This window comes from Amnibacterium soli (assembly GCF_039544415.1).
GTDB classification, from domain to species: Bacteria; Actinomycetota; Actinomycetes; order Actinomycetales; family Microbacteriaceae; genus Amnibacterium; species Amnibacterium soli.
The window spans coordinates 270,540-297,381 of the sequence record NZ_BAABLP010000002.1; the positions used below are offsets into that span (position 1 = coordinate 270,540).

Genomic DNA, 26,842 nt, shown 5'->3' on the forward strand with positions numbered 1-26,842 from the left:
CTACGCTCGGGCCATGCCTCAGACCATCTACCTGGCCTCGGTGGAGGGGCACACCGGCAAGTCGGCCGTCGCTCTCGGACTCGTGGACGCGCTCACCCGCCGCGTCGGGCGCGTCGGCGTGTTCCGCCCCGTCGGCCGCGGCGCGGACGGCGACTACGTGCTCGACCTGCTGCTGTCGCGCGCGACCGCGGACGTCGCGCCGGCCGACGCCGTCGGCACCACCTACGAGGCGGTGCACCACGACCCCGAGGCCGCGCTCGGCACGATCGTCGAGCGGTTCCGCGCGATGGCGGACCGCTGCGACGCCGTGCTCGTGGTCGGCAGCGACTACACCGACGTCGGCACCCCGACCGAGCTGTCCTTCAACGCGCGGGTCGCAGCCAACCTCGGCGCGCCGGTGCTGCTCGTGCTCGGCGGGCGCCGTCCCGGCGGCCACGAGGGCCGGACCGCGCACGAGGTCGAGCAGGTCGCGGAGATCGCGCTCGGCGAGTTCCGCTCGGAGCACGCGGAGCTGGTCGGCGTGCTCGTGAACCGCGCCGAGCCGAGCGAGCTCGCCGCGATCCCGGAGGCGCTGCGCCCGCTGGTGCCCGCGGACCTGCCGGTCTCCGCGATCCCGGAGGACCCCGCGCTCGTCGCGCCCGCCCTGCGCAGCGTGCTGCGGGCCGCGGACGCGGCGCTCGTCGCCGGCGACGCGGCCCTCACCGAGCGCACGGTCGCCGGCATCGTCGTCGCCGCCATGACGCTCGAGAACGTGCTGCCGCGGCTCGTGGAGGGGGCGCTCGTCGTCGTGCCGAGCGACCGCGTCGACACCCTGCTCGGCGTGCTGCTGGCCCACGCCTCGCAGACCTTCCCCTCCCTCACCGGCGTGGTGCTGACCGGCGGCTTCCCGCTGCCGCCGAACGTCGCCCGCCTGATCGACGGCCTGCAGATCGCGCTGCCGATCGCGAGCACCGCGCTCGGCACCTACGAGACGATCACCGCCGTCTCGGCCGTCCGCAGCACGCTCGCGGCGGAGTCGCCGCAGAAGGCCGCGGAGGCGCTCGCGCTGTTCGAGGAGCACGTCGACGCGGAGGCGCTGCTCGACGCGATCGACGTGCACGCCTCCGCCGTGGTCACGCCGCTGATGTTCGAGTACGGCCTGCTCGCCCGCGCGCGGGAGCGGCGCCGCCACATCGTGCTGCCGGAGGGGGACGACGACCGGATCCTCGAGGCCGCGGGCATCGTGCTGGCGCGGGACATCGCCGAGCTGACGATCCTCGGCAACGAGGTGCAGGTGCGCTCCCGCGCGGTCGGGCTCGGCATCGACCTCGGCCGTGCGCATGTGCTCAGCCCCACGACGAGCCCGCTGCGCGAGCGGTTCGCGGAGGTCTACGCCCGCGAGCGGGCGCACAAGAACGTCTCGCTCGAGATGGCCCGCGACACCGTCACCGACGTGTCCTACTTCGGCACCCTGATGGTCCACCTGGGGCTCGCCGACGGGATGGTGTCCGGCGCCGCCCACACCACGGCGCACACCATCCGCCCGGCGTTCGAGCTGATCAAGACGGCGCCCGGCGTCTCGGTGGTGTCGAGCGTGTTCCTGATGGCGCTCGCCGACCGGGTGCTCGTCTACGGCGACTGCGCCGTCATCCCCGACCCGACGAGCGAGCAGCTCGCGGACATCGCGGTGTCCGCCGCCGGCACCGCGCAGCAGTTCGGCATCGACCCCCGCGTCGCGATGCTCTCCTACTCGACGGGCAGCTCGGGCAGCGGCGCCGACGTGGAGAAGGTGCGGGCCGCGACCGCGCTCGTGCGCGAGCGCGCGCCGCAGGTGCTCGTGGAGGGGCCGATCCAGTACGACGCCGCCGCCGACCCGCAGGTCGCGGCCGCGAAGATGCCCGGCTCCGCGGTGGCGGGCCGCGCCACGGTCTTCGTCTTCCCCGACCTGAACACCGGCAACAACACCTACAAGGCGGTGCAGCGCTCCTCCAACGCGCTCGCGATCGGGCCGGTGCTGCAGGGCCTGAACAAGCCGATCAACGACCTCTCGAGAGGAGCGCTCGTGCGCGACATCGTGAACACGATCGCGATCACCGCGATCCAGGCGCAGGCCCAGTCGACGGCGGCCGCCCGATGAGCGGGCCGGTCTTCGTCCTGAACGCCGGGTCCTCCTCGCTGAAGTACCAGCTCGTCGACCCGGACTCGGGCGACGTGCACGCCTCCGGCACCGTCGAGCGGATCGGCGAGGACGGCGGCGTGCCCGATCACGAGGCCGCTGTGCGCCGGGCCCTCGACGACATCGAGGGGCTGCCGGAGCCGTCGGCGGTCGGGCACCGCGTGGTCCACGGCGGCGACCGGTTCGACGCCGCCACCCTGATCACGCCGGAGGTGGAGCAGGCGATCGACGACCTGTCCGCCCTCGCACCCCTCCACAACCCGGCCAACCTGCAGGGCATCCGCGCCGCGCAGGCGGTGCTCGACGTGCCGCAGGTCGCCGTGTTCGACACCGCGTTCCACCGGACCATCCCGAGCGCCGCGGCGACCTACGCGATCCCGGCGGACCTCGCCCGCGAGCACCAGGTGCGGCGGTACGGCTTCCACGGCACCTCGCACCAGTACGTCTCCCGCACCGCGGCCGAGTTCCTCGGCATCCCGCTCGAGGACTCCCGGATCGTCGTGCTGCACCTCGGCAACGGCGCCTCCGCGTGCGCGGTGCGCGACGGCCGCTCGGTCGACACCTCGATGGGCATGACGCCGCTCGAAGGCCTGGTCATGGGCACCCGCTCCGGCGACATCGACCCGGCCGCGATCTTCCACCTGCACCGGCAGGCGGGCATGGGCTTCGACGAGCTCGAGCAGATGCTGAACCGGCAGAGCGGCCTGAAGGGCCTCACCGGCCGCGGCGACATGCGCGACGTGCAGGCCGCCGCCGCGGAGGGGGACGAGGCCGCGGAGGAGGCGCTCGCCGTCTACCGGCACCGGCTGCGCCACTACATCGGCGCGTACTTCGCCGAGCTCGGCGGCCTCGACGCCCTCGTGTTCACGGCCGGGGTCGGTGAGAACAACTCGCTGCTGCGCCGCCGCACCCTCGATCCGCTGCGGCACCTCGGCCTGCACGTCGACCCCGACCGCCGCGAGGTCGCCTCGAAGGCCGCCCGCCGCATCTCGACCGACGACTCCCCCGTGCCGGTGCTCGTCGTACCGACGAACGAGGAGCTGGAGATCGCCCGGCAGACCGCCGCGGCGCTCGCGCACTAGCGGGCCGCGACGCCGGCGCTCACTCGCCGCGGAGGGCCTGCTCCAGCGTTCGCGGGGCGTGGCTCGTGAGCCGCTCGACGTCGTCGGTCGTCGCGGCGAGCTCGCCGCTGCCGATGGCCGTGTAGGTGCTCACCCACGCGTCGAGCTGCCACTGCTGGTCCGACAGCGGGCGGCGGGAGGCGTAGGCCTCGTCGAGCGTCTGGTCGACGAAGCGGAACGGGCGGCCGAGCGCCGCGGTCATCCGGGCGGCGGCCTCGGCGAAGGAGATCGCCTCGCCGCCGGTGAGGCGGTAGGTCGCGAGCTCGTGCGCCTCCGGGTCGCGCAGCACCGCGGCGGCCGCCTCCGCGACGTCCGTCCGGGCGACGGCTGCGACCCGCCCGTCGCCGGCGGGCCCGCTGATCGTGCCGTCCTCGGCCGCGAAGAGCGGGAAGAAGTCGAGGTAGAAGCTGTCGCGCAGGAAGGTCCACGCCATCCTGGAGTCGCGGATCGCCTGCTCGGTGTGCCAGTGGTCGCGGCCCAGCGTGAAGTCGGCGTCCGCCGCGGCGCCGTCGAAGCTCGTGTAGACGACGTGCCGGACGCCGGCCTCCGCGGCGGCCCGCACGGCCGTGCGGTGCTGCTCCAGCCGATCCTGCGCCTCCGCACCGGACACGAGCAGCAGGACGTCGACGCCCTCGAGCGCCGCCCGCATCGCGGCGCCGTCCGCGTAGGTCGCGACGCGCACCGCCGGGTCGCCGTCGATGCGGGGCGCCCGCGAGGGGTCGCGGAGGATCAGCCGGTCGACCCGGTCGCCGAGCAGCCGGGCCGCGGTGCCGCCGATGTGGCCGCTGGCCCCCGTGATCGCGAGTGTGCGCATGGGAGGGGAAGCCGCGGGAACGGCCTCGGCATTCCCGGACGCGTCAGTGGATGATCAGCAGCACGCCGACGACCGCCACGGCCGCGGCGACCGCGAAGGCCGCGATCGCGCCGACGGTGGCGCCGACCGGGCGCGCGTCGGCGGGCGTGGTCGGGTCGTCCTCGCCCTGGTCGTCCGGCTCGAAGCTCGCGGCGGCCGCGCCGGCGGCCGGCGCGGCCAGCAGGCGCACCCCGACCGCGAACAGCGACACCGCGGCGACGGCGCTGACGAGCGACGCGACGAGGACGAGCAGGAAGGCGGGCCAGTCGATCGCGGTCACGCGTCGGTCCTCCGTCGCTTGCGCACGGCGCCGCCGGCGGCGGCCACCTCGGCCTCGAGGCTGGACGCGTCGACGCGCTCGGGACGGGCCCGCAGGAACACGGCCACCATGAAGCCGACGCCGAGCACGGCGTCGATCACGACGCCGGTCACCCCGAGGCGCGCGATCAGGGCCGCGAGCGCACCGACCACGGCGGCGCCGGGCAGGGTGAACAGCCAGCCGGTGACGATGCGGCGCGCGGTGCTCCAGTGCACCTCGCGGCGCTGGCGGCCGAGCGCCGAACCGATCACGGACCCGGAGGCGACGTGGGTCGTGGAGAGCGCGAAGCCGACGGTGGTGGAGGCGAGGATCGTCGACGCCGTGCCGACCTCCGACGCGAAGCCCTGCGCGGGCTTGACCGCGGTGAGCCCGGTGCCGAGCGTGCGGATGATCCGCCAGCCGCCCGAGTAGGTGCCGAGGGCGATCGCGAGGGCGCACGCCAGCACGACCCACAGCTCCGGGCGCGAGCCCGCGGTCTGCAGGCCCGCGGCGACGAGCGTGAGCGTGATGACGCCCATCGTCTTCTGCGCGTCGTTCGTGCCGTGCGCCAGGGCGACGAGCGAGGAGGAGAAGATCTGCCCGACGCGGAAGACGCGGCGCCCGTCGGGCAGCCCGTCCGAGCGGCGGGTGATCGCGTAGGCGGCGCGCGTGGCGACGAACGCGACGAGGGCGGCCGTGAAGGGCGCGAGCACCGCGGGGAGGATCACCTTCCCGAGCAGCACGCCGTAGTCGACGGCCCCGAACCCGGCGCCGACGATCGCGGCGCCGACCAGGCCGCCGAACAGCGCGTGGCTGGAGGAGGACGGCAGCCCCAGGTACCAGGTCGTCAGGTTCCAGACGATGGCGCCGATCAGGCCGGCGAAGACGATGGACGTGCCGACGCTCGCCCCGTCCTTCTCCGCGAGCAGTCCCCCGGAGATCGTCTGCGCCACCTCCGTCGACAGGAAGGCGCCCACCAGGTTCAGCACGGCGGCGATCAGCACCGCCGTCTTCGGCTTGAGCGCTCCGGTCGCGATCGGAGTGGCCATCGCGTTGGCGGTGTCGTGGAACCCGTTCGTGAAGTCGAAGACCAGCGCGAAGAGGATCACCAGGACCACCAGCGCGATCGACTCGTTCACGACCGCGTACCAGCGGTCGTCGTCATCGGCACCCGGGGAGCGTAGCGGCGACGCGGACGCGCCGCGCGATGGACGCTCTGCGGCGCGGGTGCGACTTCATACTGTGCCGATGCTCAGCCGGGTCCTGCTCGCCGCCGCCGCCCTCGCGGCGGCGCTGGTGACGGGCACCGCCACGGCCGCCGACGCGGCGGCGACGAGCACCACCACCGCGACCGGCTACGACGTCTCGTACCCGCAGTGCGGCGGCGAGCTGCCCCGGCGACAGGACATCGCCGTGGTCGGCGTGAACGCCGGCACGGGCACCACCACGAACCCCTGCCTCGACGAGCAGCTCGCCTGGGGCGACGCCGTCACCGACGACGGGTCCGTGCTGCGGGCCGACGTCTACGTGAACACCGCGAACCCGGGCCACCTCGGCGACTGGTGGCCGACCGCGGACATGACCGTGGGCGGCGCCACCGTCGTCAACCCGAAGGGCCGGTGCGCCGGCGCCGAGAACGCGGCGTGCGCCTACGTCTACGGCTACTCCGTCGGCCTCGACGACGTGCGGAACCGCGGCGTCAGCGATCCCGGCGCCCGGATGTGGTGGCTCGACGTCGAGACCATGAACTCCTGGAGCTGGAACCGGCAGGCCAACCTCGCGGTGCTCGAGGGCATGGCCGCAGCGATCCGCGCGGGCGGCGGCGACGTCGGCGTCTACTCGACGCAGCGCCAGTGGAACATCATCATCGGCACCGCCACCCCCTCCGTCGCCCTGGCCGGCACGCCGAGCTGGATCGCGGGCGCCACCACGCGCGAGGGCGCGGTGCGCAGCTGCCGCTCCGCCCCGCTGACGCCGGGCGGCACCGTGCGCATGGTGCAGTGGGTCGAGCACGGCATCGACCACGACGTCTCCTGCGAGGTCGGCGTCGCCGGCACCCGGCCGAGCGTCGACGGTGCCGCCACTTCCGGGGGCCTCCTGGCCCTCGACCCTGGCGCCTGGGGCCCGTCGGGTGTCACACTCCGCACCGTGTGGACCAGGGACGGCGTGCCGATCGACGGCGCGACCGGCGGGTCCTACTCCCCCACGGCGTCCGACGTCGGCCACTCGATCGCCGTGGTCGTCACTGGCAGCCGCCTGGGCGCGCCCCCGCTCACGCTGGCCAGCCCCGCCGTCGTGATCACCGAACCGGAACCGGAGCCGACCGTGACCCCCGAACGCCGCGCCCAGTGGTTCACCGCCTGATGCGCCGCCGCCTCCTCACCGCCGTCGTCGCCGGTGCCGTGCTCGCCCTCGCCGTGCCCACCGCCGCCGACGCGGCGAGCCGCCCCACGGGGATCGACGTCTCCTTCCCGCAGTGCGGCACGGTCCTCCCGGCCGTCGGCGACTTCGCGATCGTCGGCGTGGACAACGGCGTCGCCACCCAGGCGAACCCCTGCCTCGCCACCCAGCTGGCCTGGGCGGCGGGCTCCCCCGGCACCGTGCACTCCCGGGTCGACGTCTACGTCAACACCGCGAACCCGGACCGCGCCGCCGCGAGCTTCGCGCCGACGGGCGACGTCACCAAGCGGGGCCGGAAGGTCCTGTCGCCGTACGGCCACTGCCGGAACGAGACCTCCCGCGCCTGCTCGTGGGTCTACGGCGCGTCCCTCGCCTGGGACGACATCGAGACGAGCGGCGTCACCGGCTCCGTCGGCCGCTGGTGGCTCGACGTGGAGTCGATCAACAGCTGGAGCACCTCCACCGCCCGCAACCGCGCCGCGCTCGAGGGCATGACCGCCGCGTTCACGAAGGCGAAGAAGCCGGTCGGCCTCTACTCGAGCGCCGGCGAGTTCAAGGACATCGTCGGCACCGTCCCGGCCTCCAGCGCCCTGTCGAAGCTGCCGTCGTGGATCGCGGCCGGCACGACGCAGGGCTCCGCGGAGCGGCTCTGCAGCCACGCCCCGCTGACGACGGGTCGGCTGACCCTGACCCAGTGGCGCGACACCGCCGCGGGGATCGACCGCGACGTCGCCTGCGGCGTGCTGACGAAGGCGCCGAAGCCGAAGATCTCCGGGCACTCCCGCGTCGGCGAGAAGCTCACGGCGAAGGCGGGCACCTGGGGCCCGGGCTCGGTGCACCTCGCCTACCGGTGGACGCGGGACGGCCACGACATCGCGAAGGCCACCCACAGGACGTACGTGGTGAAGAAGGCCGACAAGCGCCATCGCATCGCCGTCCGGGTCACTGCGACGGAGACCGGCTACAGCCGCTCGGCGAAGACGAGCGCGTCGCACCGCATCGCCTCCTGACCGGCTCCCACCGATCGGTCGGGAGCCTGCGGGAGGGTCGACGCATGGACATCCTCGACAGCGATCCCGTCGACGGCATCGAGGCGGACCCCGCCGACGTGCTCGAGCAGTCGGAGCCGGCCTCCTCGCAGCCGGTCGAGGAGGCGCTCGCCGCCCGCGACCGCGTGACCGCCGTCGACCCCGAGCTCACGGGCGTCGAGGTCGAGGCCGCGGAGGACTCCGGCCAGGCCTGACCCGCGCGCGGCGCCCTGCCGTCGCATCCCCGAAACATCCGCTCGACACACTGGCGGCATGACGCTCCTCGTCGTGCACGCACGACTCATCACCATGGCCGGCGACGACTCGGGGCACGTCCCGAGCGGCTGGATGCAGGTCGACGACGGCCGCATCACCGCCATCGGCGAGGGCGAGGCGCCCGAGGTGCCCGGTGCCGAGGTGCTCGACGTCGCCGGCGCGTTCGTCGCCCCGGGGTTCGTGTCGGCGCACAGCCACCTCTTCACGAGCGGCGCCCGCGGCCTCGGCGTCGACGCCACGCTGTACGGCTGGTGCGACTCGATGCTCGGGCTGATGAGCCACGCCTCCCCCGAGGACTACTACTGGAGCTCGCTGCACGGCTCGCTCGACTTCGTCGCGAACGGCACGACGACCGCGTTCGACTTCACCGACCCGCGCATCCCGTGGGAGCCGATGGTCGACGGCGCCAAGAGCGGCGCCGGGCAGCTGCGGCCGCTCGAGCAGCAGCTCGCCCAGATCGACGCGAAGCTCGACAGCGGCATGCGGTTCATCAACGCCGCGAGCCTCGACGACGCCATCGGCACGGACGAGGAGGTGCTCGACCGCTTCGGCCTGATGGTGGACCACGTCGCCTCCCTCGACCCCGACTTCGCGCTCGGCGCCGCGATCATGGGCGCCGTGCAGTGGTCGCCGCGCCCGAACGCCGCCGAGCTCGAGGTCGCCGCGATGCGCCGCTACGGCGTGATCAACGAGGCGCACTTCCTCGAGACGAGGGAGGCGGTGGAGCTGCAGCGCTCGAAGTTCGCGCTCTACCGGGACGCCGGCGCGCTCGAGCTGGGACTGATCTTCGGCCACTTCATCCAGACGACGCCGGAAATCATCGCCGAGGCGGCCGCGGGCGGCGGGCGGATGTCGTGGCAGCCCGCCTCCAACGGCCGCCTCGCCTCCGGGACCGCGGACATCGTCCGCATCCGCGAGGCCGGCATGCCGATCGGCATCGGCCTCGACGACCAGGCGTGCACCGACGTGTCGGACCCGTGGCAGAACATGCGGATGGGCATCTACTCCGTGCGCGCCGCGACGGGCGACCCGCGCTCGGTGCTGCCCGAGGACGTGCTGCGCATGGCGACGCTCGGCTCCGCCGAGGTGCTGGGGGTCGCCGACCGCGTCGGCAGCCTCGAGGTCGGCAAGTTCGCCGACTTCCTCGTCGTCGACCCCCGTCGGCCCGACATGGGTCCGCTGTGGCACCCGGTGCGGAACTACGTGCTCTCGAGCACGCTCCGCAACCTCAAGCGCGTGTACATCGGCGGCGAGCTGGTCGCCGAGGACGGCGTCTCGACCAACCCGCTCGCGCCGCGCGCGGTGGAGGAGGTCCACCGCCGCATGCCCGCCGTCGCCGCCGAGTGGGGCCACCCGGCCTGACGCGGCTCGTCGTGCACGACCTGCGGACGTGTGCGCGACCCGTAGCGGGTGCACGCGTCCGCGGGTCGTGCACAGCCTGCCGGGCTACCAGACGACGCCGTAGCCCGTCGTCCAGAGGAACGCGGTGAGGCTGCCGAGCAGCGTGCCGAGCAGCGCGGGCACGAAGCCCGAGCGGCGGGTCGAGGTGCGGGCCAGGCCGATGAGGCCGAAGAGGATCGCGAGCACGGTCGGCAGGAAGCTCAGGATCAGCCCGATGAACAGCGGGATGACGCCGACCGCGAGCCCCACGACGCCGAGCACGAGGGAGGCGACGGCGAAGCCGTTCGGCCGGGGCGCGTCCGGGTCGATCACGGGGCCGCGCCCGAGGCTCGACCGGTAGGGCACCCCGGCGTCGCTGCGGAAGGGATCGGTCACGGCGGCCTCCTAGGGGTGCCGGCGCGGCGGGACCATCGCGCCGAAGGGGCCGATGCCGAACCCGGTGCCGAGCAGCCGGCCCGCCCGGGTCTCCCGCAGGCGCTCGGCGTTGACGCGCATCGTGTGACCCGTGCGCAGCAGCCCGCTCGCGAGCCGCGGCACGGACGGGATCTGGCGGGACGACACGGCGACGGCGAGGCGCGGCTCGAAGCGGACCCGGCGGGTGCGCCCGAGGTGCATCGTCAGGTCGAGGTCGTCGTGCACCGAGGGGTCGGTGCGGTGGACCTCGGCGCGCACCGCCTCCCACACCGTGCGGCGCATCGCGAAGTTCGAGGCGTGCAGCGGCACCTGCCCGAGGGCGATGCCGAACAGGCCGTAGTAGACGCCGTGGTAGCCCGCGGAGGCGACGACCCGCTTCGCGGGGCTGAGGTCCGCGAACACCCCGCGGCCCGTCACCGCGTCGAGCGCGGGGTCGATCGCGAAGACGCCGCGGATCTCCCGCACCCAGTCCACCGGCGGCATCGCGTCGGAATCGATGCGCGCGATCACGTCGCCGGTGGCCACGTCGTAGCCGCGAGCGGCGGCGGCGGCGATGCCCGGCAGGTCCTCGGGCACCACCCGGGCCCCGGAGGCGTGCGCGACCATGGCGGTCTCCCGGCTCACGCCGTTGTCGATCACGATGACCTCGTGCGGCGCCACGTCCTGCCGCGCCAGCGCCTCCAGGCACAGCCCGAGGTAGGGCGCGTCGTCGCGCACGGGGACGACCACGGAGATCCGGGGCGAGGTCACGGTCACCATTCAACCGTGCTCACCGGGATGATGGGTGGCCGACACCTTGGAGGATCCCATCCCCGTCTCGTCCGACGGCCGCGTGGCCGTCTACATCGACTTCGACAACATCGTCATCTCGCGCTACGACGAGGTGCACGGCCGCGGCGGCTTCCAGCGCGACCGGCAGCGGGCGGCCAACGGCTCGCTCGGCGAGGCCGAGTTCGCCCAGCGGCTGGAGGCGGCCACGGTCGACCTCGGCGCCGCGATCGACTTCGCGTCCAGCTTCGGCACGCTGGTGCTGACCCGCGCCTACGCCGACTGGTCGGCCCCCGTGAACGCGCGCTACCGCGGCCAGCTCGTCGGCCGCGCCGTCGACCTCGTGCAGCTCTTCCCCGCCGCCGCGTACGGCAAGAACGGCGCGGACATCCGGCTCGCGGTCGACGCCGTCGAGGACATGTTCCGCCTGCCCGACCTCACCCACGTCGTGCTCGTCGCCGGCGACTCCGACTACATCGCGCTCGCCCAGCGCTGCAAGCGCCTCGGCCGCTACGTCATCGCGGTCGGCGTCGCGGGCTCGACCAGCCGGTCGCTGGCCGCGGCGTGCGACGAGCTCGTCACCTACGACGCGCTGCCCGGGGCGAAGGCCGTGGAGGCGCCCGTCGAGAAGGAGCCGAAGGCGCCCCGCCGCTCCCGCCGCGCCTCCTCCTCCCCCGAGCCCGTGGCGGAGCAGTCGGAGCCCGAGCAGCCCGAGCCCCCGGTGCAGGACGAGGAGGAGGACGACGAGGAGGACCCCCAGACCGCCGCGACCGCCCTGCTGCAGCGCGCGCTGCGCCTCGGCCACGACCGCGGCGGCGACGACGCGGACTGGCTGCACAACTCGCAGGTCAAGGAGCAGATGAAGCGCCTCGACCCGTCGTTCAGCGAGCGGCGCCTCGGCTACCGGTCGTTCTCCGACTTCCTGCGGTCCCGCAGCGAGCTCGTCGACCTCGACGAGAGCAGCACCGCGCGGCTCGTGCGCCTGAGCGCCTAGGTCTCGATCTCGCCGCCGACCTCGCGGAGGTGGCGCCTGAACGTCCACGACGGGTCCCGCCGCCTCCGCGCGAGGTACTCGGCGAACCGCAGCTGCGTCCGCAGCGACGTGCCCTCGGCGATGCGGTGCGCCTGAGCGCGCTCGGCGTCGCGGATGCCCCGGGCCGCTGAGAGCACCGCCGACGCATCCGCCGCGGGCACGAGCACGACGCCGTCGTCATCCGCGACGACGAGGTCCCCCTCCCCCACAGGCCATTCGCCGAGCCGCACGTCGCGGCGCTCCGGCCGGGCGTGGTGCGGGAGGGGGCCGGTCGGCAGGGCGCCCAGGCTCAGCAGCGGCAGGCCGATCCGCGTCAGGTCGGCGGTGTCGCGGTGCAGGCCCCAGACGACGATCCCGGCGAGCCCCGCGCCGGCGGCCTCGAGCACGACGAGGTCGCCCAGGCACGCCTCGTCGAGGCCCCCGTCGTTGTCGACCACGAGCACCCGCCCCGGGGCCGCGCCGTCGATCGCCTCGAGCAGCCGGTCGACGCTGCCGAGGTGCAGGGCGGGCGCCACGGGCCCCGCGAAGGCGGTGCCGGGCAGCAGCGGGCGCAGCCCCGCCGGCCCGCAGCGCACCGGGACGCCGGCGCGGAGGCAGCCGTCCGCGACGTGCGCGCTCGTCAGCCCGTCGAGCTCCATCGCGGCACGCTAGCGCCGACGGGTGCTCGGACGGAACACGGACAGGGCACCCTGGAGGCATGACCGTCGTGCAGCCGATCACCGTCTCCATCACCCGCCGCGTCCCGGCGGCGAGGGCGCGGGAGGCGCAGGCCTGGGCGAAGAGCGGGCAGGAGCTGCTGACCGGCATGACGGGCTACCTCGGCTCGGGCTGGATCCGCCCCGACCCGGCCAGCGAGGACTGGCACATGCTCTACCGGTTCCAGGACGGCGAGACGCTCGCGGCCTGGGAGCGCTCGGCCGAGCGCGCGTGGTGGGTGGCGAGCGCGGCGGGCATCGCCGAGGACGCGCGTACCGAGCGGCGCACCGGCATCGAGGGCTGGTTCGACGTGCCGAGCGAGGTGGTCGTGGCGGACGCCGCACCGCCCGCGCCGCCGCGGTGGAAGCAGATGGTGAGCATCTTCATCGTCTTCTACCCGCTCAGCCTCGCGCTGCAGTTCGCGGCGGCGCCCTTCACCGGGCCCCTGCCGCTGTGGCTGCGGGTCTTCATCACCGTCGTCGTCGCGACGCCGCTGATGACCTACGTGCTGCTGCCGCTCGTCACCCGGGCGCTGCGGCCCTGGCTGCTGCGGGGCCGGGGACCGGGCCGCCGCGTCAGGAGCTGAGCAGCGAGAGCAGGCCGGGCAGCACGATCGCGGTCGACGCGGCGGCCGTCGTGCCGAGCAGGCCGACCGCCCAGGCGGCACGGATGCGGGCGGCGGCGCGCACCTCGCGGCTGAGGCGCGAGAACGCGAGCAGCAGCTCGGGGCCGGCCTCGACCGTGGGCTGCCAGGTCGCCGGGTCCTCGAAGCGGCGGGCGACCCGGGCGACCTCGATCGGCGTCAGCCGCTGCGGCTGGCTGCGGAGGAAGCGGCGCAGGTGCTCGGCGCGCAGCACGGTCACGAAGCGCGGGGCGCGGCGGACCGCGACGCGCTTCGCGCCGACGACGGCGATGATCGGGCGGGCGGCGGGCGGGTCGGCGAGCACGCCGGCGACGACGCGGTCGACGCGCCGCGCCTCCGCCTCCGCCTTCTGCACGATCGGCCGGCTCGAGCCGTTGACCAGCACCGTGCGGCCCGCGACCCAGACGCTCGCGTCGATGTGGTGCTTCGTGTTGACGGTGAAGATGCCGCCGGGGCCGACGATCAGGTGGTCGATGTCCGCGCCGCTGCGGCCGACGGGCAGCGAGTGCAGCACGCTCCAGCCGGGCGGCAGGGTGGCGAGGCGCGCGGCGACCGCGCGCTCCGCGGTCGCGTTCGTGTACCAGGAGCGGGCCTCGGGCTCGACGGGGTCGCGGCCGAGCAGGCGCTCGAGGCGCGTGCGGGGCCGGCCGACGGCCTGCCGCAGCAGCACCTGCTCCAGCAGCGCCTGCGCGGGCAGGCGGTCGCGCATCGTCGCGGTGGCGTCCTGGGTCGCCGCGGGTACGGCCGTCGAGCTCATGCCCCGACGCTAGGGAGGGGGCGCCGAGGGGCGGCAGACCCAGTCGGGGCGCCCCTCCGAGGAGGGCAACCCGTGCAGGGGTCCTCGGCGTTCCGTGCACTCCTCCGCACGAGGAGCACTGCAGCAGGACGGAACGACTTCGGCAGGACGGAACGGGCCGTTCCGTCCTGCTGTCGTCGTCGTGTCCTGCGTCCTGCTCCGATCGTCCTGCTGTCGTGCTCCGCCGAGGGCGGGCGCGTCAGTAGTCGACGGGGTCCCGGAGGAGGGGGCAGGTCATGCAGTGGCCGCCGCCCCGGCCGCGTCCGAGCTCGGCGCCGCGGATCGTGAGCACCTCGATGCCCGCCTCGGTCAGCAGGTCGTTGGTGCGCGTGTTCCGGTCGTAGGCGAACACCGTGCCGGGCCGCACCGCGACCACGTTGTTCGCGCTGTCCCACTGCTGCCGCTCGGCCGCGAAGTCGTCGCCGCCGGTGTTCACGACCCGCAGGGCGTCGAGGCGGAGCGCGGTGCGCACGACCTCGAGCAGCGGCCGGTCCTCCACGACGACGCGGACGCCGCCGCCGTCGGCCGGATAGAGGCTGAACGGGGTGATGCCGTCGACGATCGCCCGGTAGACGGTCACGACGTCCTCGGCCGCGAAGGTGAGCACGGTGTCGAGGTGCATCGCCGCGCGCAGCTTCGGCATGCCGGCGACGATCACCCGCTCGGCCTCCCCCGCCGCGAACAGCGCCGCGGCGAGTTGACCGATCGCCTGGCGGCTGCTGCGCTCCCCCATGCCGATCAGGACCACGCCGCCGCCGAGCGCCATCACGTCGCCGCCCTCGAGGGTCGCGGAGCCCCACGTCCGCTCGGGGTCGCCCCAGAGCAGCCGCTCCTGCGCCGCCGCGAACCCGGGGTGGAAGCCGTAGACCGCCTTCATCAGCAGCGTCTCGTCGCGCCGGGCGCCGAAGTACAGGGGGTTCAGCGTGTAGCCGCCGCCGACCCAGCAGGTGGTGTCGCGCGTGTAGAGCATGTTCGGCAGCGGCGGCATCAGGTAGTCCGCCGGGCCGCGGTCGGGTCCGACGGCGTGGAGGTAGGAGGGGCGGTCGGCGCCCGGCAGGTCCTCCACGGCCATGCCGCCGATCAGCAGCTCCGCCAGCCGCGCGTCCGGCAGCGACTCGAGGTGGGCGCGGGTCGGGTCGACGAACAGGGTGCCGACCTCGTTGGCGACGACCTTGCGGTCGAGCAGCCAGTCGCGCGCGCCCGGCACGGCCAGGGTCTCGGCGAGCACGTCGTGCAGCTCGAGCACCTCGACGTCCTGCGCCTCGAGGGCGTCGACGAACGCGCGGTGGTCCCGCTGCGCCTCCTCGACCCAGAGCACGTCGTCGAAGAGCAGCCCCTCGCGGTTCGTCGGCGTCAGCCGCTCGTGCGCGAGGCCCGGCGCGCACACCAGCACGCGTCGCAGCTGCCCGACCTCGGACCACGCGCCGAACGCGGGGGTGTCCACCATCGGCCCAGCCTGGCAGAGCGGGATGGACGGATCAGACGGAGGCGTCCGCGTCCGGCCGCTGCGCGTCCTCGGGCGCCGGCTGCCTGTCGCCGTCGGCGGCGAGCTTCAGCACCTCGCCCTGGGCGCGGGACGCCCAGTCGCGAAGGTCCTCCTCGGACACGCTCGCCCTGGAGCGCGGCAGCACCGACTGCACGCAGAACGTGCCGATGTTCTCCCCGGCCTCGTTCTTGATCGGCATGCCGGCGTAGAAGCGCAGCTGCGACAGGTCGAGGACGGGGCTGTCCTTCGTGCGCTCGTCGCGCAGCGTGTTCTCGATGATCAGCGGGTCGTCGCCCTGCACCGTGTACTGGCAGGTGGTCAGCTCGGCCGGCATGCCGCGTCCCGCGGGCGCGGTGTTCGCGACGTAGAACTGGCGGTCGCCGTCCATGAGGCTGACCCAGGCGGCGTCGACGCCGAAGTGCGTCTTCGCCTCCGCGACCAGCGCGTCGAGCGAGCCGTGCTCCCCCGCCGCCATGACCTGCTCGCCCGGCTTCCACTGCCAGTCGTGCTCGGCGAGCTCGTGCTGGAAGCGGTAGGGGTCGAGCGCGCGGGCCTCGACGAGCAGCGGCGCGCACACGTCCGCGAACGCCTCCGACCACTGCTGGTACAGCGCCGGGGAGCCGTAGGGCCGGCCGGGCTCCGCCTGCGGGGCGCGGTGCTCGAAGAAGGCGAAGCCGTCGTAGCGCCCGACGAGCTCGCGGGTGATGGCGTTCAGCAGGTCCGCGCGGCGCTGGCCGAGGCGCGCGGCGACGCCGCGGTACTCCGGCAGCGACTCGACGTCCTGGATGCCGGCGACGACGATGCGCGCGGAGGGCTTCGTCTCCGCGGACAGGCGGTCGAGCAGGCGGGTCATGTCGGCGCGGTAGTCGTCGGCCGGGGTGAGGCGCACGGCGTCGTTCATGCTGAGCACGACGAGCACGAGGTCGTAGGGCGCGAGCGCGGAGTCGCCGATCCAGGACTGGACGGCGGCGAGCGGCATCATCTCGTCGCCGATGTAGCGGATGTCCGTGGGGATCCGGGTGCGCCGCGTCAGGGCGCGGGCGAGCTGGCCGGTGAGGGCGAGCTCGTGGGTGACCGTGCCCCAGCCGTGCGTCGGGCCGTTGCCGATCAGCAGCACGCGGTCCGGGTCGTCGGCGCCGGAGGTGATCACGGGCGAGTCGCGAGGAACCGGCACGGACTGCTGCACGTAGAGCATGCGCGTGTACCACAGCTTCGCCGCGGCGCGAGCCGTCCTGCTCTCCAACATGGGGTGGTGCCTCTTCCCGGGGATCGGTGGTGCGCTCCGATTCTCCTGGACGGAAGTTCCCCTCGACACGCCCCAGAGGGAGGGACGGGGGCTGGCACGTCGCCGCACGAGCAGGTTGAATCCCACGGTGGTGATTCCGGCGACCGAGGTGCGGTTCGGGGGCTGGACCGTCGGTCCGGTGGTCGGCCGCCGCCCCGCCGGCTTCGCCCGCGAGGCCGTGCAGCCGAGCACGGGCGCGCACGCCGTGCTGGTCGTCGTCGACGCGCGGTTCACGGACCGGATGCCGCCCGACGCGGCGGCGGTCGGCCGCGCGGGCCGCCTCGACGCAGGTGCCCTGGTGCCCCTGCTCGACGCCGGGCTGCTCGACGACGGCACGCGCTGGTACGTGACGTCCGCCGCCCCGGGGCCCGTGCTCGATCCGGCCGCGGGCTGCTCGCCCCGACGCGCGGCGGCGATCGTCGAGGCCGTCGCCCGCTCGCTCGCCGCCGTGCACGCCGCCGGACTGGTCCACGGCCTGGTGGGCCCGCAGTCCGTCGTCCCCGCGGCCGGGCGGCACGCGGAGCGGCCGGTGCCCGCGACCCTGCTGCTCGACACCGGCGTCGCCGCGCTGCTCGGCGACCGCGCCGCCGACCTCGCCGCGGCGAGCGGCGTCGTGCTCCCCCGCGACCGCGGCGCCGCGGCCGACGTGCACGCGCTCGGCGGTCTGCTGCTGCGCCTGCTGACGGCGGCCGCGCCCGCCGGCCCCGCCCTCGCGGCGCTGCCGGTGCCGCTCCGGGCCCTGCTGTCCGAGATGCTCGAGGACGACCCGGCCGCGCGCCCCGCGGCCGCGGCGGTCGCCGCCCGCCTCGGCGCGCTGCGCGACGGGCTGCTCGCCACCGGGCCCGTCGACCTGCCGNAGCTCCGCGGCCGCGGCGGACGCCGCCCGCCTCGGCGCGCTGCGCGACGTGCTGCTCGCCACCGGGCCCGTCGACCTGCCGGCCACCGGCGCTCAGCGGGTGACGGCGCCCGCCGCGCGCACGACCGCGCCCGTCCCGGTCGCGCCGCCCGTCCCGGTCGCGCCGCCGGCCGCGAGGGCGACCCGGGAGATCGCGCTGCCGGCCCCGATGCGCGCGCCCGTGACGCTCGACGCCCCGATCGACGCCCCGGACCCGCTGCCCGCCGCCGCACCCTCGCTGCGGACGGGCCCGGTGGCGATCCGCAGCGACGGCCGCCCGGCCCGCCGGCGCGGGCGCACCGCCCTGCTCGCCGCCGGCGGCGTCGGGCTCGCCGGGCTGCTGGTCGGCGTGCTCACCCACCTGCCGACGGGCCGGGAAGCGGGTGCCGAGGCCGTGGTCGCCGCGGCGGAGGACGGCGTGGGCGCCCGCCCCGCGTCCTCGACCGCCACCGGGTCCGCCTCGACCGCCGCCGATCAGCCGCGCCGCACGCCGGCGCCGGTGCCGAGCGGCCGCGCCCGGCACCGCGCGGCGACGTCCGCGCCCGCCGCCCCGGCGCCCGCGTTCGTGCGGCCCGTCACGCTCGTCCCGTCACCGCTCGCCGCCTCCGCGACCTCGCCCACGCCGTCGCGCAGCACCTCGACCCCGCCGCGGGACACGACCGCGCCGAGCGCACCGACGCCGTCCGCACCGAGCTCGTCCACGCCCGCCGGCGGCGGCGCGGCGCCCGCCCCGTCCGCTCCGGCGTCCTCGGCGCCCGCGTCCTCCGCGCCGCCGCAGCAGACCGCGCCGCCGAGCAGCGCGCCGGTGGAGACCCCGCCGGCGGCGACACCGGCCCCGTCGGCCACCGAGGACCCGACGCCGACCCCGACCCCGACCCCGACCGACACGGCGACCGCCGAGCCGACGGATCCGATCGAGACCCTCCTGCCGACCGGCCCCGCCGAGGGCTGAGCAGCCGGCCCTCAGCGGTCCGCGAGCTCCACGAACCGGCGCAGCAGCCGTTGCGGCTCGGTCACCGTCGCCGCGCGCAGCCGATCGGCGACGGCGGTGAGCTCGGCCTGCGGGAAGTAGCCGTGCCGCTGGTAGATCGTGGCGCGCTCGACGAACTCGGCGGTCGTCGGCTCGGGGTGGAACTGGCTCGCGAGCACCGATCCCACCCGGTACAGCTGCACCGGGCTCACGTCGTTCGTCGCGAGCAGCACGGCGCCGGGAGGCGGTACCGGCGCGGACTCCTTGTGGCCGGTCAGCGCCGTGAACCGCTCCGGCAGCGCCGAGGCCGCCGGATCGTCGCGCCCCGCCGCCGTCAGCCGGCTCTCCGTCGCGGACACGGGCTCGGGGTGGGAGCGGTCGACCGCACCGCCCAGCACGAGCGTGAGCACGCCGATGCCGTAGCAGGTGAAGAACACGGGCAGGTCGCGGTCGAGCGCCCGCTCGGCGAGGGCGGCGAGCTGGCGCTCGGCGAGCCGCTGCGGCTCCCCCTTCGACGACGCAGGGTCCGACACGGAGTACGGGCTGCCGCCGACGAGCACCGCGGCGGCGCCGTCGGCGAGATCGGCGGGCAGCACCTCGAGGTCGGGGCTGCGGGCGGTCAGCCGCTCGCCGAGCCCGCTCGCGCGGCGCATCGACGCGAGCTCGCCGGCGCGGGCGTCCGCCTCGGGGCGCACCTGCAGCAGCAGGAACGGCTTCGGCACCGCTGCACAGTAGTCGGCGCACCCGGAGGGCGGCCCCATGGTCGCTCGCAGGAGGTCGTCCATGCAGCAGCTCGTGCTCCCCCGCTCCGCGGGCGGCGTCCTCGCCGCCTGCGACACGGGGCCGACCGGGCGGTCCGACGAGGTCGTCGTCCTCTGGCACGGCGGCACCCCGAGCACGGGCGAGCCGCCTGCGCCGCTGCTCGCGGCGGCGAGCGGGCTCGGCCTCCGGTTCAGCGGCGCGGACCGGCCGGGCTGCGGCGGCACCACGCGGGACAGCGGCGCCACGATCTCCGACGTCGTGCCCGACGTGCTGGCGGTCGCCGACGCGGTGGGCGCCGAGCGGTTCGCGGTGCTCGGGCACTCGGGCGGGGGCCCGCGCGTGCTCGCCTGCTCAGCGCTCGTCCCGGAACGCATGAGCGCCGCCGTCGCCGTGGCCTCCCCCGCGCCGGCGCACGCGGAGGGGCTCGACCGGTGCGCCGGGATGGCCGTCGGCGTCGTCCGGGAGCAGCGGGCGGCCGCCCGCGGACGGTCGGCCCTGACCGACGTGCTCGAGCACGGCGAGTTCGACGAGGACGCCTTCACGCCGGCGATCGGGCCGCGCTCGAGGGGCCGTGGGGGTGGCTGGGCGCGAACGTGGCAGTCGCGGTCTCGCAGGGGCTGGAGGCGGAGGCGGACGACCTGCTCGCCGCCGCCCGGCCCTGGAGCGTCGACCTCGCGGCGGTCGCACCCGGGCGGCTCCTCGTGCACGGCGACGCGGACCGGATGGTGCCGGCGTCCCACAGCCGGTGGCTGCACGCACGTCCCGGGACCGGACCTGCGGCCCGTCCGCGGAGCCGGGCACCTCGACGCGCTGCACGGCGTGCGCCCGGTGCTGGAGGCGCTGCGCCGACGAGCCCTCGCGGTGTGAGCCGCGGTGGACGACCCGGGCGGCGTCCAGAGCCGGCCGACCCGCTGCGACCTCGTCGCTTCGGGCGGCCCGACGTGCTGGCCGCGCAGCGCCCGGGTCGTGGGCCATGCCTACTCCGGCCGGGCGCTGCAGCCCGGCGACACGCCGTCAGCCGCGGACGCGCCTGCCGCGCAGCCGCCCGCGGACGGGCTGCAGGGTCGCGATCTCCATCCGGATGCGCTCGTCGAGGCGTCGCAGCTGCCGCGTCGACGGCAGCAGCTCCGGCTCCTCCGCGAGCCGCCGCACGAGCGCGGCGCAGGTGTCGAGCCGGTCGCGCGCCTCGTCGGCCGTGCCGGCCCGATAGACGGGGTCGGTCAGGAAGCGGTGCAGCACGGCGGGCAGCGCGGGGACCGGCAGCACGCGCGCGACGGCCGCCAACGGCTCGAACTGCCGCTCGGCGGCGACGAGCACGCGCTCGTCGTCGCCCAGCACCTCCTCCTCCGCGAGCTCGATCGCGAGGCGCAGGTCCGCCTCCGTGCGGTCGATGCGGTCCCGGCGGACACCGGAGGCGCCGCGGCGGCGGTCGGCGAAGAAGTCGACCAGGAACGGGTCCGCGGTGGGGAGGGCGCGCACGGCTGCGAATCTGCCGGACGCGCCCGGGAGTCCCCTGAACGGGGCACGGACGGCACGGGGAGAATGACCGCGTGCGCTCGATGGACCGGCACGACGACTACGACCGCGGCGCCCTCGCCGACGGCGAGCTCGACGCGGACCCGGTGGCCCAGTTCCGACGGTGGCTGACGGAGGCGGAGGACGCCGGGCTGCCCGAGCCCAACGCGATGGTGCTGTCGACGGTCGACGCGAGCGGCCCGACCTCCCGCACCGTCCTGCTGAAGGACCTCGTCGACGGCCGCTTCGAGTTCGTCACGAACGCGGGCTCGCGCAAGGGCGCCGCCCTCGCCGCGGACGGGCGCGTCTCCCTCGCCTTCCCCTGGTACGGGCTGCAGCGGCAGGTGCTGATCGACGGGGACGCCGTGCCGGCTCCCTCGGCGACGAGCGACGCGTACTTCGCCTCCCGCCCGCGCGGCAGCCGCATCGGGGCCTGGGCGAGCCGTCAGTCCGCCCCCGTCGCGGACCGCGCCGCGCTCGACGAGCGGGTCGCGGCCGCCGAGCGGCGCTTCGACGGACTCGAGGTGCCGCGCCCGCCGTTCTGGGGCGCCTGGCTCGTCACGCCGCGCCGGATCGAGTTCTGGCAGGGTCGCCCCTCCCGCGTCCACGACCGGTTCGCGTACACCCCCGACGGCGCCGGCTGGGGTATCACCCGCCTGCAGCCGTGACCGACGAAGGCGAGGCGCTGCGCCGGCGGCTGTACCGCCCCGGCGCCGCGGCGGACGACGTCGCGGCGTACCTCGCCGCCGCGCCTGCGGCACCCGTCGCGCCCGTCGCCGCTCCCCCGGGTCGGCGCCCCGTCCCCGGCCGCCTCGTCGCCGCTGCGGTCGTCGTCGCGGCCCTGGCGGTCGGGCGCTCCGGACCGGCCACCGCGGAGCGACCCGCGCCGACCGCGTCGGCGCAGGCGGTCGCGGGCCCCGCGCCCCTGCCGACCGCACCCGTCGACGCCGCCGCGCGGGCCGCGTTCGTGCGCAAGGTCGCCGTCGGCGGCGACGCCGGGCTCGCGCTCTGGTGGGGCGGCCCGCAGGCGCTGGTCGAGGTGCACGGTGCGGGCGCCACCACCATCGCCCTCCCCGCCGCGCGCACGGACCGGGCCGGGCACCTCACCGTGCTGCTCGTGCTCGGCACCGACGGCACCGCCCGGTGGACCGCGGCGCGCTTCGTCATCCACGACGACCGGACCATCCACCTCGCCCCCGTGGCAGGCGCCGAAGGAGCGCTGCGCGCGGGCGTCCCGACCGTCGCGCGAGTGGACTACCCGGCCGGCCGCCGGCCCCAGCGGCTGGTGCTGCAGGTGCCCGAGGGCACGCAGTGGGGCGCCGCCGCCGTCGACTCGGTGGACAGCGGTCCACAGCTTCCTGATGGCTGACGTCCAGCGCCCCCGGGGGCGTTCGGAAGTCCGCGCCGAGCGGGACCGGTGACGCTGGAGCCATGCCCATCGACGTCGAGGCCAGGCGGTTCACGCCGGAGACCGCAGCCCGGGTCTGCGCGAACGACGGCATGCCGCTCTACCCGACGATCGTCGGCCCCCGCTGCCCGCTGTGCGGCGCCGCCGTCCGGCGCTGACGGGCCGCTCGGCCGCGACGGGCGAGACTGGGGCGGATGTCGCCCGACGAGCTCCGGTACTGGTTCGAGGACTACCTGGAGGCGTGCAACCGCCACGACCTCGACGCGCTGCGCTCCCTGCTCGCCCCGGACGTGCGGCGGGCGGGTGCGCCCGGCGGCGTCGACGCGTGGCTCCGCGACGTCGAGCTGCTGCTCGAGGCGTTCCCGGACTACCGTTGGAAACGCATCGCCGTGGTGATCGAGGGCGACCGCGTCGCCGTGCACCTGCGCACCCGGGGCACCCATCGCGGCACGTTCCACGACGTGCGGGCGACCGGGCGGCACGTCGGCGCGGCCGAGTTCGGCATGTTCCGCGTCGTCGGCGGCCGCGCGGTCGAGTACGCGGGCACCGGTGACGAGGCGCTGCTCGCGCAGCTGCGGGACTGACGCGCCCGCATCGGCGCTCAGGCCAGGCCGAGCGCCTTCAGCAGGCGGCGGGGGCCGGCCGAGCGCTGGCTGACGGCGCCGCAGCCCTCGAGCGCGAGCTCGATGCGGTGCGTCGCCGGCAGCACGTCGAGGTGGCGCAGCTCGCGGGCGAGGTGCCGGGTGAGGGCGGCGCAGGTGTCGAGCTCGATGCGCCGGGCCGCGGTGCGCGACGGCCGCACCTCGAGGTGCGCGAGGTAGGCCTCGAGCACGAGCAGCAGGCCCGCCGCCGGCATGACCCGGGCGACGGCCCCCTCCGCCCCGAACTGGCGCTCCGCGTGCACGAGGAGCTGCTCGTCGTCGGTCAGCACGAGCTCCGCGGTGCGCTCCACCGTGGTCCGCAGGACCCGCTCGGCGCGGTCGACGCCGGCCAGCCGGTGCCCTGTCGCGCCCCGGCGCCGATCGGCGAAGAAGTCGTCGAGGCACTCGGATGCGGAGAGGGAGCGGGGCATGCCGGCCATCATGTCGCATCCCCCCATCGGGGGTCACGTCACAGTTGGGTCGCGAACGGGGGGCATAGCGTGTCGTGGCCCGACGAGAGGGATGGACGCGATATGGCACGACTCGACGGCACGGTGGCGCTCGTCACCGGTGCGAGCAGCGGCATCGGCGAGGCGACCGCGGTCGCGCTGGCCGCGGAGGGCGCCCGCGTGGCGCTCGTGGCCCGGCGCAGGGACCGCCTGGAGGCGCTGGCCGGACGGCTCGGCGGCGAGGCGATCGTGATCGAGGCCGACGTGACCGACGCCGAGCAGGCGAAGGCCGCCGTCGCCCGCGTCGTCGAGGTCGCCGGTCGGCTGGACATCGTGATCAACAACGCCGGCGTGATGCTGCTCGGCAGCGCGGTCGACGCGCCCTACGAGGAGTGGGAGCGGATGGTCGCCGTCAACGTCGACGGCGTGCTCGCCGTCACCCACGCCGCGCTCCCCCACCTGCTCGCGGCCGCCGAGACCGCCGATCGCCGCGTCTCCGACGTCGTGACGATCAGCAGCACGGCGGGCCGCATCGCCCGCGCCGGCTCGGGCGTCTACAACCTGACGAAGTTCGGCGTCGGCGCCTTCAGCGAGGCGCTGCGCCAGGAGGTGACGCAGCGGCACGTGCGCGTCGGCCTCGTCGAGCCCGGCGCGACGGTGAGCGAGCTGCGCGACCATCTGCGCCCCGAGCTGCGGGCAGCGCAGGCGAAGCGCTTCGAGACGATGGAGCCGCTGCAGGCGACCGACATCGCCGAGGCCGTCGTCTACATGGTCACCCGCGACCGCCGCCAGGCCGTCAACGAGATGCTGATCCGCCCGACCGAGCAGGAGACCTGATCCCCGCTCCCGCGGCGGCGCGGCGCTCGAGCAGCATGCCCTAGGCGACGGCGCGGCGCGGGACCACGAGCACCGGCACGCGGCTGGCGAGCATCGCGACGTGCGCGACCGGGCGGCCCCGCCGGGCGACGCCCTGCTCGTCGCGGCCGAGCACGAGCAGCGACGCCGTGCTGGCGGCCCCGAGCACCGCGTCGACCGGGCGGCCGTGCACGACCCGGCGGACGAGCGGCACGGCGGGGAAGCGCTCGGCGACCGGGGTGAGGGCGTGGGCGAGCACGGCGTCCCGCTCGCGCGCGACCCGGCCGTCGTGGTGCGGGTCGAGGTCGACGAGCACGTCGAGGTCGAGGAACTCCCGCCACGCGTGCACCGCCACGAGGCGCTGCCCGCGCTGGGCGGCCTGCCCCGCCGCTGCGAGCGCGACCGACGGCGCGCACGGGTCGTCGCCGACGCCGAGCACGACGTCGCGGCCGTGGTCGAACCCCTCCGGGACCATCGCGACCGGCCCCGACGCGGTCGCCGCCACCCGGTAGGCGACGGAGCTGCGGTGCCGGCCCCGACCCGGGTCGGCGCCGCCGAGCACCACCAGCACCCCGTCGCCCGAGCGGGCCGAGAGGACCGTCGCGGCGCTGCCCCGCTCCACCGCGACCGAGACCCGCAGGTGCGGCCGGGCGGCGCGGAGCCGCTCGGCGGCCACCTCGGCGGACGGCGCGGCCGACGGGCGGTTCCCCCGTGCGTCCGCGACCACCAGCTCGAGCTCGGCGCAGGCGGGTTCGTGCCGCACCGCCCACTCGAGCGCGGACCGCGCCGCCGCGGTCCCGTCCCAGCCGACCACCAGACGATCCGTCATCGCGTCTCCTCCGCTCCGACCGGGAGGACCCGGTCCGCTCAGCGGAGGGAGGCTGCGCCGCCGCGCGTGCAGCCCGCATGAACGTCCCGGGCTTCAGCGCGGAGCGGCGCCCGTCACAGGCCGAGCAGCCGCTGGAGGAACCCGCGGCGCGGTTCCTCCGCGGTCGGCTCGGCGTCCGCACGCGGGGCCGGCGAGGGCTCCGGCCGCTCCAGCGACTCGACGGGCGCCGGGGCCTCCGGCTCCGGCGCCGCCTCGGGCTCCGGAGCCGCGCGGAGGCGCTTGCCGAGCCCGGCGATGCGGTCCGCGACGTCGAACCGCACCTGGAGCGCGCCGTCGGGCAGCGCGAGCTCCTCGACGTCGTCGTCCACCCGCGTGAGCGTCACGCCCCGCTGCTGCGTCCAGGCCACGAGCGCGCGTCGGTGGTCCACCGGACCGCCCGCGGCGAGGGCGCTGGTGAGCACGGCGATCGCGCGCGCCACCGTCGGTGCGGGCAGCGCGAGGTACGGGTCGTCGAGCAGCAGCCACGCCCTGGTGCCGCCGTTGCCGGTCGCCGCGGAGAAGTGCGCGGTGACGCCGGTCACGGCCTTGACGGCCTTCAGCAGGGTCGCGGGCAGGTCCTCCTCGAGCGGCAGCGTCGCCGTCGTGAACTCGCGGATCGCGTACCGCTCCCCCAGCGCCCGCACCCGCTCGCCCTGCTTCACGAACGCCTTCGGGAACGCGTTGATGTTGTCCCAGCCCCAGAGCCAGGTGCCGTCCTCCGGCGAGGAGGTGCCGATGAAGTGGGCGCGGACGGACCGCTCCCGCCCCTCCGCGTCGAGGAACACGAGCGCCGAGCCCGCGGCGTCGATGCGCCAGCCGTCCGCTCGCACGAGCTCCGCCAGGTGGGACTGGTGCTCGTGGGACACGAAGGCACCGGCGTCCGCCAGCGCTGCGAGATCGACCTCTGCCATCGCGATCGACGCTACGGCACGCGCCTCCGCGTCGGCCGGTCCGACGCGGCTAGACGGCGAACCGCTGCGCGCCGATCACGGCGAGCAGGCGCATCCGCTCCGTCGCCTCCTGCCCCTTCGGCGTGAGCACGAGCAGCGTCTGCGCCTGGTCCTCGGTGAACAACGCCTGGCAGTCGACGTCGATCGCGCCGACCTCCGGGTGGACGAGCGTCTTGTGGTCGTCGAAGCGCCGGTGCACCTCGTGCAGCGCCCAGAGCTCGCGGAACTCCGCGCTGCGCTCCAGCAGGGCGTCGAGCAGGTCCTGGCCGCGGGCGCCCGCGGTGAGCGCGCTGCGCAGCTGGGCGACCTGGAGGCGGCTCTGCCGGTCGCGGTCGTCCGCCGGGTAGTGGAGGCGGTCGGCCGGGTCGGTGAACCAGCGGAAGATCGCGCTGCGCTCGAGGCCGGAGTGGCCGGAGTGGTCGCCGAGCAGCGCGACGGCCAGCCGGTTCTGGGCCAGGGTCTCGCCGAGGTCCGAGAGCACGAGCGCCGCCGCGTCGTCGAGCCGGTCGAGCACGCGCAGCAGGGGTGCGGCGACGTGCGCGTGGCGCAGGGTGCGGCTCGGCGGGGTGTGGCCCGCGAGGCGGAACAGGTGGTCCCGCTCGTCGAGCGACAGGCGCAGCCCCCGGGCCAGCGCGGTGAGCATCTGCTCCGACGGCTGCGGGCCGCGCTGCTGCTCGAGCCGAGTCAGGTAGTCGGCGGACATGCCCACGAGGGAGGCGACCTCCTCCCGCCGCAGCCCGGGCGTGCGGCGCCGGGCGCCGTCGGGCAGGCCGACGTCGGCGGGGGTCAGCCCCTCGCGGTGGCGTCGGAGGAAGTCGGCGAGCTGCGGGCGGTCCACCCTCCGATGGTGACGGACATCGCGCCGCGCCGCGCGCC

Annotated in this window: 30 protein-coding genes; 15 read left to right on the top strand and 15 right to left on the bottom strand. The window is 75.8% G+C overall.

Features of this window, described 5'->3' with window-relative positions:
• The first annotated feature begins 13 nt into the window (after window positions 1-13).
• Window positions 14-2,116 (top strand): phosphate acetyltransferase, encoded by a 2,103-nt coding sequence (gene pta, locus ABEA53_RS05290; protein ID WP_345479974.1) that lies wholly within the window; start codon window positions 14-16, stop codon window positions 2,114-2,116.
• Window positions 2,113-3,237 carry an acetate/propionate family kinase gene (locus ABEA53_RS05295; RefSeq protein WP_345479975.1) on the top strand — a complete coding sequence of 375 codons (1,125 nt, stop codon included), beginning with the start codon at window positions 2,113-2,115 and terminating at the stop codon, window positions 3,235-3,237. The genes pta and ABEA53_RS05295 overlap by 4 nt, the downstream gene beginning before the upstream one ends.
• Before the next feature lie 19 nt (window positions 3,238-3,256).
• Here the strand turns inward: ABEA53_RS05295 and ABEA53_RS05300 are convergent, their stop codons facing one another.
• Genes ABEA53_RS05300 through ABEA53_RS05310 form a run of 3 tightly spaced genes read right to left on the bottom strand, consistent with a single transcriptional unit; the run spans window position 3,257 to window position 5,566 of the window.
• Window positions 3,257-4,090 (bottom strand): SDR family oxidoreductase, encoded by an 834-nt coding sequence (locus ABEA53_RS05300; protein WP_345479976.1) that lies wholly within the window; start codon window positions 4,088-4,090, stop codon window positions 3,257-3,259.
• A gap of 43 nt (window positions 4,091-4,133) precedes the next feature.
• On the bottom strand, window positions 4,134-4,409 hold the full coding sequence (locus ABEA53_RS05305) for a hypothetical protein (protein ID WP_345479977.1): 276 nt from the start codon (window positions 4,407-4,409) through the stop codon (window positions 4,134-4,136).
• Entirely contained in the window at window positions 4,406-5,566 is a 1,161-nt protein-coding gene (locus ABEA53_RS05310; RefSeq protein WP_345479978.1) for an inorganic phosphate transporter, read from the bottom strand. The genes ABEA53_RS05305 and ABEA53_RS05310 overlap by 4 nt, the downstream gene beginning before the upstream one ends.
• A 109-nt stretch (window positions 5,567-5,675) precedes the next feature.
• Between ABEA53_RS05310 and ABEA53_RS05315 the strand changes: the two genes are divergently transcribed.
• From ABEA53_RS05315 to ABEA53_RS05330, 4 genes are read left to right on the top strand one after another with little or no spacing between them, the layout of a single operon-like run.
• A complete protein-coding gene (locus ABEA53_RS05315) occupies window positions 5,676-6,791 on the top strand; it encodes a hypothetical protein (RefSeq protein ID WP_345479979.1) in 1,116 nt (371 codons plus the stop codon).
• The gene (locus ABEA53_RS05320; protein ID WP_345479980.1) at window positions 6,791-7,837 is read left to right on the top strand and encodes a glycoside hydrolase family 25 domain-containing protein; all 1,047 of its coding nucleotides are present in this window, start codon (window positions 6,791-6,793) and stop codon (window positions 7,835-7,837) included. Before ABEA53_RS05315 ends, ABEA53_RS05320 begins: the two co-directional genes overlap by 1 nt.
• Window positions 7,838-7,881: 44 nt before the next feature.
• Window positions 7,882-8,070, top strand: coding sequence for a hypothetical protein (locus ABEA53_RS05325; protein WP_345479981.1), 189 nt, complete (start codon window positions 7,882-7,884; stop codon window positions 8,068-8,070).
• 58 nt (window positions 8,071-8,128) lie between these two features.
• On the top strand, window positions 8,129-9,493 hold the full coding sequence (locus ABEA53_RS05330; RefSeq protein ID WP_345479982.1) for an amidohydrolase family protein: 1,365 nt from the start codon (window positions 8,129-8,131) through the stop codon (window positions 9,491-9,493).
• An 84-nt stretch (window positions 9,494-9,577) separates the two neighbouring features.
• Here the strand turns inward: ABEA53_RS05330 and ABEA53_RS05335 are convergent, their stop codons facing one another.
• Together ABEA53_RS05335 and ABEA53_RS05340 are read right to left on the bottom strand one after the other, a co-directional pair.
• Window positions 9,578-9,907, bottom strand: a complete 330-nt coding sequence (locus tag ABEA53_RS05335) for a hypothetical protein (protein ID WP_345479983.1) — start codon at window positions 9,905-9,907, stop codon at window positions 9,578-9,580.
• A gap of 9 nt (window positions 9,908-9,916) precedes the next feature.
• The gene (locus ABEA53_RS05340; RefSeq protein ID WP_345479985.1) at window positions 9,917-10,696 is read right to left on the bottom strand and encodes a glycosyltransferase family A protein; all 780 of its coding nucleotides are present in this window, start codon (window positions 10,694-10,696) and stop codon (window positions 9,917-9,919) included.
• Between the two features lie 58 nt (window positions 10,697-10,754).
• Between ABEA53_RS05340 and ABEA53_RS05345 the strand changes: the two genes are divergently transcribed.
• Window positions 10,755-11,708 (top strand): NYN domain-containing protein, encoded by a 954-nt coding sequence (locus tag ABEA53_RS05345; protein ID WP_345480578.1) that lies wholly within the window; start codon window positions 10,755-10,757, stop codon window positions 11,706-11,708.
• Here the strand turns inward: ABEA53_RS05345 and ABEA53_RS05350 are convergent.
• Entirely contained in the window at window positions 11,705-12,385 is a 681-nt protein-coding gene (locus ABEA53_RS05350) for an RraA family protein (RefSeq protein WP_345479986.1), read from the bottom strand. The two genes, ABEA53_RS05345 and ABEA53_RS05350, sit on opposite strands and share 4 nt — an antisense overlap.
• A 59-nt stretch (window positions 12,386-12,444) precedes the next feature.
• On the opposite strand from ABEA53_RS05350, the gene ABEA53_RS05355 reads away from it, so the two are divergent.
• The gene (locus ABEA53_RS05355) at window positions 12,445-13,029 is read left to right on the top strand and encodes a putative antibiotic biosynthesis monooxygenase (protein ID WP_345479987.1); all 585 of its coding nucleotides are present in this window, start codon (window positions 12,445-12,447) and stop codon (window positions 13,027-13,029) included.
• Here the strand turns inward: ABEA53_RS05355 and ABEA53_RS05360 are convergent.
• The 3 genes from ABEA53_RS05360 to ABEA53_RS05370 form a co-directional block, all read right to left on the bottom strand.
• Entirely contained in the window at window positions 13,019-13,843 is an 825-nt protein-coding gene (locus ABEA53_RS05360; protein ID WP_345479988.1) for a nuclease-related domain-containing protein, read from the bottom strand. The two genes, ABEA53_RS05355 and ABEA53_RS05360, sit on opposite strands and share 11 nt — an antisense overlap.
• Before the next feature lie 238 nt (window positions 13,844-14,081).
• A complete protein-coding gene (locus ABEA53_RS05365; RefSeq protein ID WP_345479989.1) occupies window positions 14,082-15,329 on the bottom strand; it encodes an arginine deiminase in 1,248 nt (415 codons plus the stop codon).
• A 31-nt stretch (window positions 15,330-15,360) separates the two neighbouring features.
• On the bottom strand, window positions 15,361-16,614 hold the full coding sequence (locus ABEA53_RS05370; protein WP_345479990.1) for a GAF domain-containing protein: 1,254 nt from the start codon (window positions 16,612-16,614) through the stop codon (window positions 15,361-15,363).
• Window positions 16,615-17,558: 944 nt separating this feature from the next.
• Here ABEA53_RS05370 and ABEA53_RS05375 point away from each other — a divergent pair.
• On the top strand, window positions 17,559-18,500 hold the full coding sequence (locus ABEA53_RS05375) for a hypothetical protein (RefSeq protein ID WP_345479991.1): 942 nt from the start codon (window positions 17,559-17,561) through the stop codon (window positions 18,498-18,500).
• Window positions 18,501-18,511: 11 nt separating this feature from the next.
• Here the strand turns inward: ABEA53_RS05375 and ABEA53_RS05380 are convergent, their stop codons facing one another.
• Window positions 18,512-19,303, bottom strand: coding sequence for a glutamine amidotransferase-related protein (locus ABEA53_RS05380; protein ID WP_345479992.1), 792 nt, complete (start codon window positions 19,301-19,303; stop codon window positions 18,512-18,514).
• Here ABEA53_RS05380 and ABEA53_RS05385 point away from each other — a divergent pair.
• A complete protein-coding gene (locus tag ABEA53_RS05385; RefSeq protein WP_345479993.1) occupies window positions 19,302-20,147 on the top strand; it encodes an alpha/beta fold hydrolase in 846 nt (281 codons plus the stop codon). The two genes, ABEA53_RS05380 and ABEA53_RS05385, sit on opposite strands and share 2 nt — an antisense overlap.
• A 147-nt stretch (window positions 20,148-20,294) precedes the next feature.
• On the opposite strand, the gene ABEA53_RS05390 is transcribed toward ABEA53_RS05385, so the two are convergent.
• Window positions 20,295-20,759: a hypothetical protein gene (locus ABEA53_RS05390; protein WP_345479995.1), complete on the bottom strand. Its 465-nt coding sequence runs from the start codon at window positions 20,757-20,759 to the stop codon at window positions 20,295-20,297.
• An 80-nt stretch (window positions 20,760-20,839) separates the two neighbouring features.
• Between ABEA53_RS05390 and pdxH the strand changes: the two genes are divergently transcribed.
• From pdxH to ABEA53_RS05410, 4 genes are all read left to right on the top strand, one after another.
• Window positions 20,840-21,463 (top strand): pyridoxamine 5'-phosphate oxidase, encoded by a 624-nt coding sequence (gene pdxH / locus ABEA53_RS05395; RefSeq protein WP_345480579.1) that lies wholly within the window; start codon window positions 20,840-20,842, stop codon window positions 21,461-21,463.
• On the top strand, window positions 21,460-22,164 hold the full coding sequence (locus ABEA53_RS05400; protein WP_345479996.1) for a hypothetical protein: 705 nt from the start codon (window positions 21,460-21,462) through the stop codon (window positions 22,162-22,164). The genes pdxH and ABEA53_RS05400 overlap by 4 nt, the downstream gene beginning before the upstream one ends.
• Window positions 22,165-22,226: 62 nt before the next feature.
• Window positions 22,227-22,361 (top strand): hypothetical protein, encoded by a 135-nt coding sequence (locus ABEA53_RS05405; RefSeq protein ID WP_345479997.1) that lies wholly within the window; start codon window positions 22,227-22,229, stop codon window positions 22,359-22,361.
• Window positions 22,362-22,397: 36 nt separating this feature from the next.
• Window positions 22,398-22,787: an ester cyclase gene (locus tag ABEA53_RS05410; RefSeq protein WP_345479998.1), complete on the top strand. Its 390-nt coding sequence runs from the start codon at window positions 22,398-22,400 to the stop codon at window positions 22,785-22,787.
• 17 nt (window positions 22,788-22,804) lie between these two features.
• Here ABEA53_RS05410 and ABEA53_RS05415 read toward each other — a convergent pair whose 3' ends face one another.
• Entirely contained in the window at window positions 22,805-23,275 is a 471-nt protein-coding gene (locus ABEA53_RS05415; RefSeq protein WP_345480000.1) for a hypothetical protein, read from the bottom strand.
• A gap of 102 nt (window positions 23,276-23,377) precedes the next feature.
• Between ABEA53_RS05415 and ABEA53_RS05420 the strand changes: the two genes are divergently transcribed.
• Entirely contained in the window at window positions 23,378-24,130 is a 753-nt protein-coding gene (locus ABEA53_RS05420; RefSeq protein WP_345480001.1) for an SDR family NAD(P)-dependent oxidoreductase, read from the top strand.
• Window positions 24,131-24,170: 40 nt separating this feature from the next.
• Here the strand turns inward: ABEA53_RS05420 and ABEA53_RS05425 are convergent, their stop codons facing one another.
• The 3 genes from ABEA53_RS05425 to ABEA53_RS05435 form a co-directional block, all read right to left on the bottom strand.
• Entirely contained in the window at window positions 24,171-24,977 is an 807-nt protein-coding gene (locus tag ABEA53_RS05425; protein WP_345480002.1) for a universal stress protein, read from the bottom strand.
• A gap of 113 nt (window positions 24,978-25,090) precedes the next feature.
• Window positions 25,091-25,927, bottom strand: coding sequence for a DUF6882 domain-containing protein (locus tag ABEA53_RS05430; protein WP_345480003.1), 837 nt, complete (start codon window positions 25,925-25,927; stop codon window positions 25,091-25,093).
• Between the two features lie 49 nt (window positions 25,928-25,976).
• Window positions 25,977-26,804: a helix-turn-helix transcriptional regulator gene (locus ABEA53_RS05435; protein ID WP_345480005.1), complete on the bottom strand. Its 828-nt coding sequence runs from the start codon at window positions 26,802-26,804 to the stop codon at window positions 25,977-25,979.
• Window positions 26,805-26,842 lie beyond the last annotated feature (38 nt).

Coding starts and splice junctions, on each gene's coding strand:
- pta (WP_345479974.1), top strand. CDS start 14: ATGCCTCAGACCATCTACCTGGCCTCGGTGGAGGGGCACACCGGCAAG.
- ABEA53_RS05295 (WP_345479975.1), top strand. CDS start 2,113: ATGAGCGGGCCGGTCTTCGTCCTGAACGCCGGGTCCTCCTCGCTGAAG.
- ABEA53_RS05300 (WP_345479976.1), bottom strand. CDS start 4,090: ATGCGCACACTCGCGATCACGGGGGCCAGCGGCCACATCGGCGGCACC.
- ABEA53_RS05315 (WP_345479979.1), top strand. CDS start 5,676: ATGCTCAGCCGGGTCCTGCTCGCCGCCGCCGCCCTCGCGGCGGCGCTG.
- ABEA53_RS05320 (WP_345479980.1), top strand. CDS start 6,791: ATGCGCCGCCGCCTCCTCACCGCCGTCGTCGCCGGTGCCGTGCTCGCC.
- ABEA53_RS05325 (WP_345479981.1), top strand. CDS start 7,882: ATGGACATCCTCGACAGCGATCCCGTCGACGGCATCGAGGCGGACCCC.
- ABEA53_RS05330 (WP_345479982.1), top strand. CDS start 8,129: ATGACGCTCCTCGTCGTGCACGCACGACTCATCACCATGGCCGGCGAC.
- ABEA53_RS05350 (WP_345479986.1), bottom strand. CDS start 12,385: ATGGAGCTCGACGGGCTGACGAGCGCGCACGTCGCGGACGGCTGCCTC.
- ABEA53_RS05355 (WP_345479987.1), top strand. CDS start 12,445: ATGACCGTCGTGCAGCCGATCACCGTCTCCATCACCCGCCGCGTCCCG.
- ABEA53_RS05360 (WP_345479988.1), bottom strand. CDS start 13,843: ATGAGCTCGACGGCCGTACCCGCGGCGACCCAGGACGCCACCGCGACG.
- ABEA53_RS05365 (WP_345479989.1), bottom strand. CDS start 15,329: ATGGTGGACACCCCCGCGTTCGGCGCGTGGTCCGAGGTCGGGCAGCTG.
- ABEA53_RS05370 (WP_345479990.1), bottom strand. CDS start 16,614: ATGTTGGAGAGCAGGACGGCTCGCGCCGCGGCGAAGCTGTGGTACACG.
- ABEA53_RS05385 (WP_345479993.1), top strand. CDS start 19,302: ATGCAGCAGCTCGTGCTCCCCCGCTCCGCGGGCGGCGTCCTCGCCGCC.
- ABEA53_RS05380 (WP_345479992.1), bottom strand. CDS start 19,303: ATGGACGACCTCCTGCGAGCGACCATGGGGCCGCCCTCCGGGTGCGCC.
- pdxH (WP_345480579.1), top strand. CDS start 20,840: ATGGACCGGCACGACGACTACGACCGCGGCGCCCTCGCCGACGGCGAG.
- ABEA53_RS05405 (WP_345479997.1), top strand. CDS start 22,227: ATGCCCATCGACGTCGAGGCCAGGCGGTTCACGCCGGAGACCGCAGCC.
- ABEA53_RS05410 (WP_345479998.1), top strand. CDS start 22,398: ATGTCGCCCGACGAGCTCCGGTACTGGTTCGAGGACTACCTGGAGGCG.
- ABEA53_RS05415 (WP_345480000.1), bottom strand. CDS start 23,275: ATGCCCCGCTCCCTCTCCGCATCCGAGTGCCTCGACGACTTCTTCGCC.
- ABEA53_RS05420 (WP_345480001.1), top strand. CDS start 23,378: ATGGCACGACTCGACGGCACGGTGGCGCTCGTCACCGGTGCGAGCAGC.
- ABEA53_RS05425 (WP_345480002.1), bottom strand. CDS start 24,977: ATGACGGATCGTCTGGTGGTCGGCTGGGACGGGACCGCGGCGGCGCGG.
- ABEA53_RS05430 (WP_345480003.1), bottom strand. CDS start 25,927: ATGGCAGAGGTCGATCTCGCAGCGCTGGCGGACGCCGGTGCCTTCGTG.